Genomic DNA, 14,271 nt, shown 5'->3' with positions numbered 1-14,271 from the left:
ATATTTTAATATTTTTTTAGTATTTTTTGAATAGTATTATAATCTGAATAATTTAAAGTTTTATTCCCAATAATTTGATAATTTTCATGTCCTTTACCTGTAATTAAAATAGTATCTTTTTTATGAGAATTAAATATTGCATAACTAATTGCTTTAGTTCTATCTAAAATAGAATAAACATTTTTTAATGTTTTACATCCTTTTTTAATATCATTAATAATATTTAATGCATTTTCTGTTCTAGGATTATCATTTGTTAAAATTACATAATTAGCAAATTTTGTTGCTATATTTCCCATCATAGAACGTTTTCCAATATCTCTTTCTCCTCCACATCCAAAAACACACCATATTTTTCTTTTACAAAATAATTTTATGGTTAATAATACATTTTTTAATGAATCAGGAGTATGAGCATAGTCGATAATTATTTTAGGAATAGATTTTTTTTTAAAACATACTTCTTGCATACGTCCTTCAACTGGATATATTTTTGATGCTGTTTTTAATAATTCTTTTAAAGGATAATTTAAACTTAATAATGCTGTTATGGTTAAGATAATATTTAAAACATTAAAATGACCTATAAGATTTATTTTTATTTTTCCATTACCCCAACTAGATTTAAATAAAATAATTGTTTTTTTTTCGAAAAAAATTATTTTTTTTGCATTAAAAAATAAATTTGATTTATTTATAACTCTTTTTTTTGTAGTAATAGCTATAGTATTAGGTAATTTTTTAAACCATTTATATCCTATATTATCATCAATATTTATAATTTTTTTTTTAATTTTATATTTAGAAAAAAAATTCCATTTAGATAATTCATAATTTTTCATGTTATAATAATAATCTAAATGGTCTCTACTTAAATTTGTAAAAATTCCAATATAAAATATTATATTTGCTACTCTAAATTGAGTTATTCCATGAGCAGAAACTTCCATAATAACAATATCAGCTTTTTTATCTATAAAATTTTTTAATGAAGATTGTATTTTCACAGCAGAATCAGTTGTATTATTAGTTTTAATTAATTTTTTATAAAAACCATTCCCTATGGTACTTAATATAGCTGGTTTTTTTTTTAAAAAATATAACCATTGCATTAAAAAATTTGTTACACTTGTTTTACCATTAGTTCCAGTTATTCCTATAACTGGAATTTTTTCACTTGGATTCCCATATAATATTCCAGCAAAATATGAAATATATTTATGTAAATTAGGTAAATAAATTATAGGAATATTTTTTTTAAAAAAAATTTTACGATAAGATACAATATTATCTGGATATGTTAATATTGCAGCAGCTCCTTTTGTAATAGCATGTTCTATAAAATTTTTACCATCTTTTTTATGTCCTTTTACAGCTATAAAAAGACAATTTTTTCCTTTAATTTTACGACTATCTAAAATAATTTTATTTATTAAAATATTTTTTATTAAATCATTATTTATATAATTATTTAATAATTTTTGTAAACTTAATGCATGATTAACCAATTTTAATACCTTTGTATATGATAAAAAAAAATTTTTAAATTTTATAAAAAAATAAAAAAAATTATTTTTATATTCTTTTTGCGACACGCAATATTGCACTTCTTGATCTTAAATTTGTTAAAATTTCATTTTTACTAGGAAATATTCTATCAATAATTTTTAATTTTAAATTATTATTTTTAAAATATAAATTATTTATTTCATTTTCAGTTAATGGAATTTTTCTAATAATATCTTTATTATAAGAACTATTTTTTTTCATAAAATTTTTAATAATTCTATCTTCTAATGAATGAAAACTAATAATAGATATTATTCCATTTTTTTTTAATAAATCTAATGAAATATTTAAAACTTTTTTAAGTTCTTCTATTTCTTTATTTAAAAAAATTCTTATAGCTTGAAAAGATCTTTTAGCTGGGTGTTTAAATTTATTTTTTTTATTAAAAGCAGAACATATTGAATATGATAAATCTTTTGTATTATTTAATTTATTACTTAATAAGTATTTTTTTATATTATATGCTATTCTTTTATGAAATTTTTCTTCACCATATATTTTTAATATTTCAGATAATTTTTTTTCATTAATATCTTGTAATAATTTATAAGCATTAATATTTTGGTTTTGATTTATACGCATATCTAATGGACCGTTAAATATATAAGAAAAACCTCGTTTAGGATTATCTAATTGAAATGAAGATATTCCTAAATCAAATAAAATACCATCTATTTTCCCTATTTTATTATTTAAAATAAATTTTAAATTAGAAAAATTATTATGAATATAAATAATTCTTTTATCTAAAATTTTATGTTTTAATATTGTTGTTATATCACAGTCAACAGCATATATACGTCCATTAATACCTAATTTAGATAAAATTAATTTAGTATGTCCTCCACAACCATAAGTTGCATCTATATATATTCCATCATCTTTAATATTTAAACTATTAATAGATTCTTTTAATAAAACTGGTATATGATTCATTATATTAATGTATATTTTATATTAATGTATATTTTATATATTATATATAATATAATAAAAATATTATTTTATTTATTTTTATTTGAAATAATTAATAGTATTATTATACAATATAAATATTAATTTAAAAATTTGGCTAAATTTTTAAAAAGGTGTAATTCTATGATAGAATATCCAAATTTTAAAAGTACAGCATTAAAAAAAGAAAAATATCATATACAAAAATATATTAGACAAGTATATGGATGGATGTCTTGTGGTTTATTATTAACGGCTTTTGTTTCTTGGTATGTAGCTAATACAATTCAAGTAGTAAACTATTTATTAAATAATAAATTTATTTTATTTAGTTTATGTTTTTTACAATTTATGCTAGTTTTTATAATTTCAAATCTTTTAAATAAATTATCTGGAAAAACATTAACTACATTATTTATGTTTTATTCTTCTTTAACGGGTTTAACAACAGCAGGAATTTTTTCTATATATAATCAAAATACTATTTTTACAGCATTTATTACTACATCATTTACTTTTTTATCTATGTGTATTTGGGGATATTTTACAAAAAGAAATTTAAGTAATTTAGGTAATATTGTTACAATGGGTATTTTTGGTGTAGTTATAGCATTATTTATAAATTTATGGTTACAAAATAGTTTATTTGCATCTGTAATAAATTATATTAGTGTAATTTTATTTACATTACTTGTAGCTTATGATACTCAAAAATTAAAACATATTGCAAAAAAAATTAGTATAAATGTAAATGATAAAGATAATTTAAGAAGATATGCTATTATAGGAGCTCTTATGTTATATTTAGATTTTATTAATTTATTTTTTGTAATATTACGTATTATTAGTAATAATGATGATGAAAAATAATATTTTTATAAAAATAAAAATTGTATAAATTAAAATTTTAGTAAAACATATATTTTAAAATAAAATAACAAAAATATGTCTACATCAATGATGGAACAATATTTTCAATTAAAAAAACAATATCCTAATATTTTATTATTTTATAGATTAGGAGATTTTTATGAGATGTTCTATGATGATGCACAAAAAGCATCAAAATTATTAAATATTGTTTTAACAAGAAGAGGTAAATTAAACGGGAAACCTATTCCTATGGCTGGAATTCCCGTTAATAGTGTGCAAAATTATTTATTAAAATTAGTAAAGTTAGGAGAATCAGTAGCTATTTGTGAACAAATAAAAAATAAAAATACGTTAAATAAAAAAAAAATTTTAAAAAGGGAAATTGTACGTATTATTACTCCAGGAACAATTAGTGATGATGTTTTATTAAACAATTATTTTGATAATTTATTAGCAGCCATCTATCAAGATAGAAAATTTGGTTTTGGTTATGCTACATTAAATATTAGTTCTGGTGATTTTAAAATTATGGAAAATAAAGATTATAATATAATTGCTGGAGAATTACAAAGAACTAATCCTACCGAATTATTATATCCTGAAAATTTTCAGGATATACAATTAATAGAAAAAAGAAATTGTATTAGACGAAGACCATTATGGGAATTTGACATTGATACAGCTTTACAACAATTAAATATGCAATTTGGTACAAAAAATTTAAAAAGTTTTGGTATTGAAAAATCATTTATGGCTATTAGAGCTGCAGGTTGTTTAATACAATATGTAAAAGATACACAAAAAGTATGTTTACCTCATATTAATAATATTTTATTAGAAAATCATGATGATGAAATTATTATGGATGAGAATACTCGTAAAAATTTAGAAATTATTTATAGTATTTCAGGAAATAAAAATAATACTTTAATTAAAGTATTAGATAATACTACCACGACAATGGGTAGTCGGTTATTAAAAAGATGGCTAAATAATCCTATACGTAATAAAAATATTATTTTAGATAGACAAAAAAATATCTCTATATTAAAAAAATATTTTTTAAAATTTAAAAAAATGTTATTAAAAGTAAGTGATATAGAAAGAATTATTGCTAGATTAGCATTACGTACAGCCAAACCAAATGATTTAGTATCATTAAGACAAACTTTAAGTTATTTACCTGATTTTCATAAAATTTTAAAAAAAATTAAAGATTGTGAAATTAAATTTAAAATTTTAAATTTAGGGTTATTTATTGAATTAAAAAATTTATTAAAAAAAGCAATAAAAAAAAAGCCTTCTTTATTTTTAAGAGAAGGAAATGTTATTGCTTCTGGATATAATTTATCATTAGATAAATTAAGAAAATTTTCAAAAAATTCAGTAAAATATTTATTTTATTTAGAAAAAAAAGAACGTGATTCATTAAAAATAGAAAAATTAAAAATAGGATTTAATACAATTCATGGATATTATATACAAATTAGTAAAAATTGTAATATAAATTTACCAGGAAAATATATCCAAATTCAAACTTTAAAAAATTTTAATAGATATATTATTCCAGAATTAAAAAAATATCAAAAAAATATTATATATTCTAAAGAGAAATTATTAAATTTAGAAAAGTTTTTATATTATGAATTATTTGAATACATTAATCCTTATTTAAAAAAATTACAAAAAATATCATTATTTTTATCAGAATTAGATGTATTATGTAATTTAGCGGAAAGATCTTTAACTTTAAATTATACTTGCCCAGTTATTAGTAATGAAATAGGAATATCTTTAACTAATTCACGTCATCCTATTGTTGAAAATATTATAAAATCATCATTCATATCAAATGATGTATTATTAACTATTAATAATAATATGTTAATAATAACAGGTCCTAATATGGGAGGCAAAAGTACTTATATGCGTCAAGTTGCATTAATTATTATTATGACTTATATAGGTAGTTATGTTCCTGCCGATCAAGCTATTATAGGTCCAATAGATCGAATATTTACTAGAATTGGATCAACGGATGATATTTCTTCTGGATTATCTACTTTTATGATAGAAATGATAGAAACAGCGAATATTTTGAGAAATGCGACTACTAAAAGTTTAGTATTAATGGACGAAATAGGTAGAGGAACTTCTACATGTGATGGATTATCAATTGCATGGGCTTGCGCTGAAAATATTGCAAAAAAAATTAAATCACTTACTTTATTTGCAACTAATTATATTGAATTAACTTATTTAGCAAAAAAAATAAAATGTATAAAAAATATATATTTTGATGCAATAGAATTAAATAATTCTATTGTTTTTTTACATAAAATAAAAAATGGATCAATTAATAAAAATTATGGTTTATTTGTGGCATCTTTAGCAGGAATTCCTGAAGAAGTTATTAATCAAGCAAAAAAAAAAATTAAACAATTAGAAAATTATAATATTTTCTAAATTTTTTTTAAAATTTAAAAAATAAATAAATATATTAATAATATATAAAATAATAAGTACATAACTTATATATTCAATTTTAAAGGATATTCATTTACATGAATTCTTTTGTTAAAGAAATAAAATCAATTAATATTGAAGAAGAATTAAAAAATTCTTATTTAGATTATGCAATGTCTGTTATTGTAGGAAGAGCATTACCAGATGTAAGAGATGGATTAAAACCAGTACATAGACGTATATTATACGCTATGTATATTTTAGGAAATACATGGAATAAATCTTATAAAAAATCAGCAAGAATAGTAGGTGATGTTATAGGAAAATATCATCCTCATGGAGATAATGCAGTTTATGATACAATTGTTAGATTAGCTCAATCATTTTCATTAAGATATACCTTAATAAAAGGACAAGGAAATTTTGGTTCTATTGATGGAGATTCAGCTGCAGCTATGCGTTATACTGAAATTAAAATGACGAAGATAGCTCAAGAAATTATTAATGATTTAGAAAAAAATACAGTTAATTTTTTACCTAATTATGATGGTACAGAAAAAATTCCTGAAATAATGCCTACAAAAATACCTAATTTATTAATTAATGGTTCTTCCGGTATAGCGGTTGGTATGACGACAAATATTCCTCCTCATAATATTACTGAAGTAATTAATGCTTGTTTAGCATATATTAAAAATAATACTATTACTGTAAAAGAATTAATGAATTATATTCCTGGTCCAGATTTTCCTACAGCTGGAATTATATATGGTATTGATGGTATTGAAAATGCATATGAGACAGGAAAAGGAAAAATTTTTATTCGTGGAAGAAATAAAATTATTAAAAATAAAAAAAATAATTATAAAACAATTATAATTTATGAACTTCCTTATCAAGTAAATAAAGCTAAATTAATAGCAAAAATAGCTAATTTAGTAAAAGAAAAAAAAATTAAAGGAATTAAAACTTTAAGAGATGAATCAGATAAAGATGGAATAAGAATTATAATTCAAATAAAAAAAGATATATCAACAAATGTTATTTTAAATAATTTATATTCATTAACATCATTACAAATTTCTTTTAGCATAAAAATGGTCTCCTTATATAAAGGAGAACCTACCGTAATGTCTTTAAAAAATATCATTAAAGCATTTATTTCACATCGTCGTGAAATTGTTACAAAAAGAACTTTTTATGAAATTAAAAAAGCTCGTAATAAAGCGCATATATTAGAAGGTTTAATAGTTGCATTATTAAATATAGAAAAAATCATTAAAATTATACGTTCTTCTAAAATTACAGAAAATATAAAAAATAAAATATATTCAAAATCTTGGAAGATTTCAAATAAATTACAAACATTTAATTTAGAAAAAAAGAAAATATTAAATATTAATTTAATAAATTCCAATTTAATAAAATTTAATGATAATTATAATTTTAGTTATAAACAAATTAAAGCTATTTTAGAACTTAAATTAAATAAATTAACTAATTTAGAATATAAAAAATTATACATAGAATATCAATATCTAATAAAGAAAATCTCAAAATTAATTAAGATAATTAATAATTATAAATATTTAATGGAAGTAATATATAATGAATTAATTTTAATAAAAAAAGAATTTGGAGATAAAAGAAAAACAAAAATTATTTTAAATAATAATTCTATAATTAGAACAAAAGATTTAATTAATGATGAAAAAGTAATTATTACATTATCTTATCAAGGATATATAAAATATCAAAAAATTACTGAATATAATATACAACATAGAGGAGGAAAAGGTAAATTAGCTATTAAATTAAAAGAAAATGATTTTATTTCTAAAATTTTAGTAGCACATACTCGTGATAATATTTTATGTTTTTCTAATAAAGGACGTCTATATTGGTTAAAAGTATATAATATTCCAGAAGCAAGCAGATATGCGAAAGGAAGACCTATTGTAAATATTATACCTTTAAAAAATAATGAAATTATTACTAATTTTCTTATAGTTAATATTTATGCAAAAAATACAAATTTATTTATGGTTACTTTACAAGGAAATGTAAAAAAAACTAATTTAACCAAATTTAGTAATCCAAGACGTAATGGAATTATTGCAATAAAACTAAAAAAAAATGATAGTTTAATAGGAGTATCTTTAATTAATAAAAATGATAAAATTATGTTATTTTCTACTTTAGGTAAAGTAGTAAAATTTAATGAATCTCAAGTTAGATCTATGGGAAGAAATACAATAGGTGTAAAAGGAATTAAAATATCTAATGAAAAAAAAGATAGTGTTGTTTCATTAATAATAATTGAAAATAAATTTGAAAATAATATTTTTACTCTTACAGAAAATGGATATGGTAAATGTACTAATAATAAATCATTCCCAATAAAATCAAGGGCTACAAAAGGAATTATTTCGATGAAAATTAATTCAAAAAATGGGAAAATTATAGGATCATTAAAAGTAACAAAAAATGATCAAATTATTGTAATCACAAATATGGGAACATTAATTCGTATTAACATGTCTGAAATTTGTGTTATTGGACGTAATACTAAAGGTGTGATTATAATAAATACAAAATCTAATGAAAAAGTTGTTGGATTACAAAAAATTTAAGAGTACTTTTATAAAAGTTAATATACAAAAATATATTTTTTAAAATCATTTATTATTTAATACCTGAGATATTTTTAAATTCATCTACTTTATTAAGTTGTTCCCATGAAAAAATATTTCTTCCAAAATGACCATAAGAAGCAGTTTTTTTATATATAGGTTTTAAAAGATCTAACATTTTTATTAAATTAAATGGTCTTAAATCAAATATTTCTTTAATAAAAGAAACTAATTTAGTATTAGATACTTGACCTGTACCAAATGTATTTACCATTATTGAAACTGGCTTAGAAATTCCTATAATATATGCAATTTGTATTTCACAACGTGATGCTAAAGATGAAGCAACTATATTTTTTGCTATATAACGAGCTGCATATGCAGCAGATCTATCTACCTTAGATGGATCTTTACCTGAAAAAGCTCCACCTCCGTGTCTAGCCATACCACCATAAGTATCTACAATAATTTTTCTTCCTGTTAAACCACAATCACTTATAGGTCCTCCAATAATAAAACGTCCAGATGGATTAATAAAAAATTTAGTTTTCTTATTAATCCATTTTTTAGGTAATACTGGTTTAATAATTTCTTCCATAATAGCTTCTTGTAATTTTTTATATGGTATTTCTTTTGAAAGCTGAGTAGATAAAACTACAGAATCTATATAAATAATTTTATTATTTTTATATTTAAAAGTAATTTGACTTTTTGCATCTGGTTCTAACCATGATATAATTTTTTTTTTTCTAATTTTTGCCTGTTGATATACTAATTTATGAGCATATGTAATAGGAGCTGGCATTAATACATCTGTTTCATTTGTTGCATAACCAAATACAAAACCTTGATCTCCTGCTCCTTGATTATATTTATTTAAATTAGTTATTCCTTTTTTTATATCTTTTGATTGTTTACTTATAATATTTAATATTGTACATGTATTTGCATCAAAACCTTTTTTAGGATTAGTATATCCAATTTCTTTTATAGTATTTCTGGTAATAATTTCTATATTTATTTTAGCTTTGGTAGTTATTTCGCCACCAATTAATACCATATTATTTTTAATATATGTTTCACATGCTACACGTGAAGTTATATCTTGTTTTATTATATTATCTAATATAGCATCAGAAATTTGATCTGCTATTTTATCTGGATGTCCTTCTGATACAGATTCTGAAGTAAATAAATATTCTGTCATTAATACCTTCATTATATAATTACTATAAAAAAATACTATATATTATCAGTATATATATTTTTTAATAAAAATATATAAAAATTTATAATTTTTAATAAATAGATTTTAAAACATTTTAAGTATATATTTCTTTATATAAAGAATATTTTTATAAAAATAATTTTTTAAAAAAAAATTTAGGAGTAATTTAAAATATGATTTCCAAAAGAGATCTTGCTAATGCTATCAGATTTTTAAGTATAGATGCTATACAAAATTCTAATTCTGGACATCCTGGAGGACCTATGGGTATGGCAGATATTGCAGAAGTGCTTTGGAATAATCATCTAAATCATAATCCTAATAATCCTAAATGGATAAATCGTGATAGATTCATATTATCAAACGGACATTGTTCAATGTTAATTTATAGTTTATTACATTTAACTGGTTATGATATAACAATATCGGATTTAAAAAATTTTAGAAAATTATATTCTAAAACTCCTGGACATCCAGAATTTGGATGTACTCCAGGTATTGAAACTAGTACTGGTCCTTTAGGACAAGGATTAGCTAATGCTGTTGGTATGGCTATTGCTGAAAAAACTCTAGCTGCACAATTTAATAGACCAAATTATAATATAATTGATCATTATACTTATGTTTTTGTTGGTGATGGATGTTTAATGGAAGGAATTTCTCATGAAGTATGTTCTTTAGCAGGGACACTAAAACTAAAAAAATTAATAGTTTTTTATGATAATAATGGAATATCTATTGATGGAAATATTAAAGGATGGTGTAATGATGACACTAAAAAAAGATTTGAATCTTATCAATGGAATGTTCTATCTAATATAGACGGACATAATTTTGAAAGTATAGATACAGCTATTAAAAAAGCTAAATCTTCAGAAGAAGATAAACCAACTTTATTAATTTGTAATACAACAATTGCTTTTGGATCACCAAATAAATCAGGAAAAAATATTGCACATGGATCTCCTTTAGGTATAAAAGAAATTATTTTAACAAAAAAACAATTAAATTGGAATTATAAACCTTTTGAAATTCCTTCATCCATTTATAAAAAATGGAACGCAAAAAATACAGGTGATATAAAAGAAGTAAAATGGAAAGATAATTTTAAAAATTATTCTCTTATATTTCCTAAATTAGCTAAAGAATTAAAAAGAAGATTAAGTAATATACTTCCTCATAATTGGAATTTTGAAACATATAAATTTATTAAAAAAATGAATAAAAACTTTACAAATTTATCAACAAGAGAGTCATCTCAATATATATTAAATAAATATTCTAAATTATTACCAGAATTATTAGGAGGTTCTGCTGATTTATCCATTAGTAATTTAACTATATTAAAAAATTCTAAACCAATTAATAAAATTAAAAATGGAAATTATATTTATTATGGAGTAAGAGAATTTGGTATGACTGCAATTGCAAATGGAATAGCTTTATATTGTGGTTTTATTACTTATACTGCTACTTTTTTAGTTTTTTCAGATTATTGTCGTAATGCTATAAGAATGGCTTCTTTAATGAAAATAAGACATATAATGATTTATACACATGATTCAATTGGTATTGGTGAAGATGGTCCTACACATCAACCGATAGAACAATTAACTAGTTTAAGATTAATTCCAAATATAAGTATTTGGCGTCCATGTGATAAAATTGAGACAGCTATAGCTTGGAAAAAAGCTATAGAAAATATAAATAATCCTACTATTTTAGTTTTATCTAGACAAAATTTATCTACACAAAAAAGAAATGAAAATCAAATATCTTATATATCATATGGTGGATACATACTAAAAGATTGTTTGGATAAAAATCCTCAAATTATATTAATAGCTACTGGTTCTGAAGTTTCTTTAGCAATAGAAGTATATAAAAAATTATCCATTTTAAAATATAAAATTAGAATTGTTTCTATGCCATCTACTGATGTTTTTGATAAACAAACACAAAAATATAAAAATTATGTATTACCAAATAATGTTAAATATAGAATAGCTATTGAAGCTGGATCAAAAAATTATTGGTATAAATATGTTGGTTTAGATGGTGATGTTATTGGAATTAATGATTTTGGATACTCAGCTCCTGCTGATAAATTATTTGATAAATTTGGTTTTACTGTACAAAATATTATTTTAAAAATAAAAAAAAAATTTAGTTAATTTTATTAGATTATTTTTAATTTAAACCATAGGATAAATTTACTTATGTTAAGTATTACAAATATTGATATTAAAAATAAAATTTTATTAATTAGATCTGACTTTAATGTTCCAATAGATTCAAAAGGTAATATTAATTCTGATATTAGAATCAAATTATCATTACCTACTATTAGATATGCTTTAAAAAAAGGAGCTAAAATTATTTTAGCTTCTCATTTAGGTAGACCTATTGAAGGACAATATAATTCTTTATATTCTTTAAGAAATATTGCTACTCATTTAGAAAAAATTTTAAATTATAAAGTAATTTTAGAAAAAAATTATTTAAATGGGATTAGTTTAAAAAAAAATACAATAACTATTTTAGAAAATGTACGTTTTAATATTGGTGAAAAGAATAATAATAAAGAATTATCTAAAAAATATGCTTCTTTATGTGATATATTTGTAATGGATGCATTTGCTACATCACATCGTATGCATTCATCTACTTATGGAATTATGAATTTTACTAAACAATCTTGTGCTGGATTATTATTAATTAATGAAATAAAAAATCTAAAAAAATTTTTAAAAAATCCTAAAAAACCAATAATATCTATTATTGGTGGTTCTAAAATATCTACTAAATTTAATATTTTAAAAAAATTAGCAGAATTATCAGATAAAGTAATAGTTGGAGGAGGAATAGCAAATACTATTTTATCATTAAATAATAATATTGGTAGTTCATTATATGAACCAAATGATGTTTTTTTAGCTCAAAAAATAGTAAAAAAATATAATAATCTTATTATCCCAGTTGATTGTCGAGTAGGTATTTCATTCTCTAATGATTCTCCAGTAAAAATGAAAAAAGTAAATAAGATATTAAGAAATGAAAAAATTCTTGATATAGGAGATGAAACAATTTATTTAATAAAAAATGAATTAAAAAAAGCAAAAACCATATTATGGAATGGTCCTGTTGGAGTATTTGAGTTTAAAAAATTTAGAAAAGGAACCGAAGAAATAGTTAATGCTATTATTAAAAATAATATTTTTTCAATTGTAGGTGGAGGAGATACTTTATCTGCTATAGAATTATTTAATGTTTTTGATAAAATTTCTTATATTTCTACAGGTGGAGGTGCTTTTTTAAAATATATTGAAGGTAATAAATTACCTGTTATATCAACATTAGAAAATACTTTACTAAAAAATTATATTTAAAAATTAAAATAATAACAATAATTATATTTAAAATATAAAAAAATTTATAATAAGGTAAAATATACATTATGCCCAAAATTTTAAATTATATAAAACCTGGTGTTGTTGTTGGTAATGATGTACAAACTATTTTTAAAATAGCAAAAAAACATAATTTTGCTTTACCAGCAATTAATTGTATTGGTACAGATTCTATTAATGCAGTTTTAGAAACTGCTGCTAAAGTAAAATCTCCAGTTATTATTCAATTTTCTAATGCAGGTTCTGCTTTTATTGCAGGAAAAGGATTACAAATTATTAATACTAAATTAGCTTCTATAATTGGAGCTATATCTGGAGCAAAACATGTTCATCAAACTGCTAAGTATTATGGTATACCAGTAATTTTACATACTGATCATTGTCCTAAAGATAAATTATCATGGATCGATAATTTATTAAATGAAAATGAAAAATATTTTCTAAAATATAAAAAACCTTTATTTTCATCTCATATGATAGATTTATCTACTGAATCAGTTATAGATAATATTAAAATATGTAGTCAATATTTTAAAAGAATGTCAAAAATGAATATGACATTAGAAATAGAATTAGGATGTACCGGGGGAGAAGAAGATGGAATAAATAATAGTAATTTAATTAAAAAATTATTATATACTGATCCATATGATGTTAATTATGCTTATGAAAAATTAAGATTAATTAGTTCTCAATTTATTATTGCAGCATCTTTTGGAAATGTACATGGAGTATACCAAAAAGGTAATGTAAAATTATTACCAAAAATTTTAAGAGATTCACAAAATTTTATTTGTAAAAAATATAATCTTACAAAAAATCCTATAAATTTTGTATTTCATGGTGGTTCTGGATCTTCATTATCTGAAATTAAAGAATCTATAAAATATGGTGTCATAAAAATGAATTTTGATACAGATATTCAATGGGCAACATGGGAAGGTATATTGAAATATTTCAAAAAAAATAAAAAATTTTTATTAAAACAGTTAGGTAATCCAAATGGTTTAAATAAACCTAATAAAGAATATTACGATCCAAGATCTTGGATCAGAGCATCTCAAATTTCAATAAAAAAAAAATTAGAAAAAATTTTTAAAAAATTAAATGCAATTAATACATTATAAAAAATTTTAAT

Annotated in this window: 8 protein-coding genes and 1 pseudogene; 6 read left to right on the top strand and 3 right to left on the bottom strand. The window is 21.0% G+C overall.

The window, feature by feature from the left end:
- Positions 1–5 precede the first annotated feature (5 nt).
- Complete coding sequence (murE, locus tag GJT92_RS00685; protein ID WP_168919591.1) at positions 6–1,595, bottom strand: UDP-N-acetylmuramoyl-L-alanyl-D-glutamate--2,6-diaminopimelate ligase; 1,590 nt, start codon at positions 1,593–1,595, stop codon at positions 6–8.
- Entirely contained in the window at positions 1,576–2,505 is a 930-nt protein-coding gene (rsmH, locus tag GJT92_RS00680) for a 16S rRNA (cytosine(1402)-N(4))-methyltransferase RsmH (RefSeq protein ID WP_168919590.1), read from the bottom strand. The genes murE and rsmH overlap by 20 nt, the downstream gene beginning before the upstream one ends.
- Before the next feature lie 162 nt (positions 2,506–2,667).
- Between rsmH and GJT92_RS00675 the strand changes: the two genes are divergently transcribed.
- From GJT92_RS00675 to gyrA, 3 genes and pseudogenes are all read left to right on the top strand, one after another.
- Positions 2,668–3,393 (top strand): Bax inhibitor-1/YccA family protein, encoded by a 726-nt coding sequence (locus GJT92_RS00675; protein ID WP_168919589.1) that lies wholly within the window; start codon positions 2,668–2,670, stop codon positions 3,391–3,393.
- Positions 3,394–3,468: 75 nt separating this feature from the next.
- Positions 3,469–5,847 (top strand): annotated as a pseudogene (gene mutS, locus GJT92_RS00670) (DNA mismatch repair protein MutS); the annotation flags it as partial.
- Between the two features lie 113 nt (positions 5,848–5,960).
- Positions 5,961–8,495 (top strand): DNA gyrase subunit A, encoded by a 2,535-nt coding sequence (gyrA, locus tag GJT92_RS00665; protein ID WP_168919587.1) that lies wholly within the window; start codon positions 5,961–5,963, stop codon positions 8,493–8,495.
- Between the two features lie 52 nt (positions 8,496–8,547).
- Here gyrA and metK read toward each other — a convergent pair whose 3' ends face one another.
- The gene (gene metK / locus GJT92_RS00660; RefSeq protein ID WP_168919586.1) at positions 8,548–9,702 is read right to left on the bottom strand and encodes a methionine adenosyltransferase; all 1,155 of its coding nucleotides are present in this window, start codon (positions 9,700–9,702) and stop codon (positions 8,548–8,550) included.
- 194 nt (positions 9,703–9,896) lie between these two features.
- Between metK and tkt the strand changes: the two genes are divergently transcribed.
- The 3 genes from tkt to fbaA all read left to right on the top strand — a co-directional run bounded on the left by tkt (position 9,897) and on the right by fbaA (position 14,260).
- A complete protein-coding gene (gene tkt, locus GJT92_RS00655) occupies positions 9,897–11,897 on the top strand; it encodes a transketolase (RefSeq protein WP_168919585.1) in 2,001 nt (666 codons plus the stop codon).
- Between the two features lie 45 nt (positions 11,898–11,942).
- Positions 11,943–13,112, top strand: coding sequence for a phosphoglycerate kinase (locus GJT92_RS00650; RefSeq protein ID WP_168919584.1), 1,170 nt, complete (start codon positions 11,943–11,945; stop codon positions 13,110–13,112).
- 68 nt (positions 13,113–13,180) lie between these two features.
- A complete protein-coding gene (gene fbaA, locus GJT92_RS00645) occupies positions 13,181–14,260 on the top strand; it encodes a class II fructose-bisphosphate aldolase (protein ID WP_168919583.1) in 1,080 nt (359 codons plus the stop codon).
- Positions 14,261–14,271 lie beyond the last annotated feature (11 nt).

This window comes from Enterobacteriaceae endosymbiont of Donacia clavipes, from assembly GCF_012570365.1.
In the GTDB taxonomy this organism is placed as follows: Bacteria; Pseudomonadota; Gammaproteobacteria; order Enterobacterales; family Enterobacteriaceae.
The sequence above is the reverse complement of the archived record's forward strand: the minus strand, read 5'-3'. Positions and strand labels throughout refer to the sequence as shown.

Coding starts and splice junctions, on each gene's coding strand:
- metK (WP_168919586.1), bottom strand. CDS start 9,702: ATGACAGAATATTTATTTACTTCAGAATCTGTATCAGAAGGACATCCA.
- rsmH (WP_168919590.1), bottom strand. CDS start 2,505: ATGAATCATATACCAGTTTTATTAAAAGAATCTATTAATAGTTTAAAT.
- fbaA (WP_168919583.1), top strand. CDS start 13,181: ATGCCCAAAATTTTAAATTATATAAAACCTGGTGTTGTTGTTGGTAAT.
- GJT92_RS00675 (WP_168919589.1), top strand. CDS start 2,668: ATGATAGAATATCCAAATTTTAAAAGTACAGCATTAAAAAAAGAAAAA.
- tkt (WP_168919585.1), top strand. CDS start 9,897: ATGATTTCCAAAAGAGATCTTGCTAATGCTATCAGATTTTTAAGTATA.
- gyrA (WP_168919587.1), top strand. CDS start 5,961: ATGAATTCTTTTGTTAAAGAAATAAAATCAATTAATATTGAAGAAGAA.
- GJT92_RS00650 (WP_168919584.1), top strand. CDS start 11,943: ATGTTAAGTATTACAAATATTGATATTAAAAATAAAATTTTATTAATT.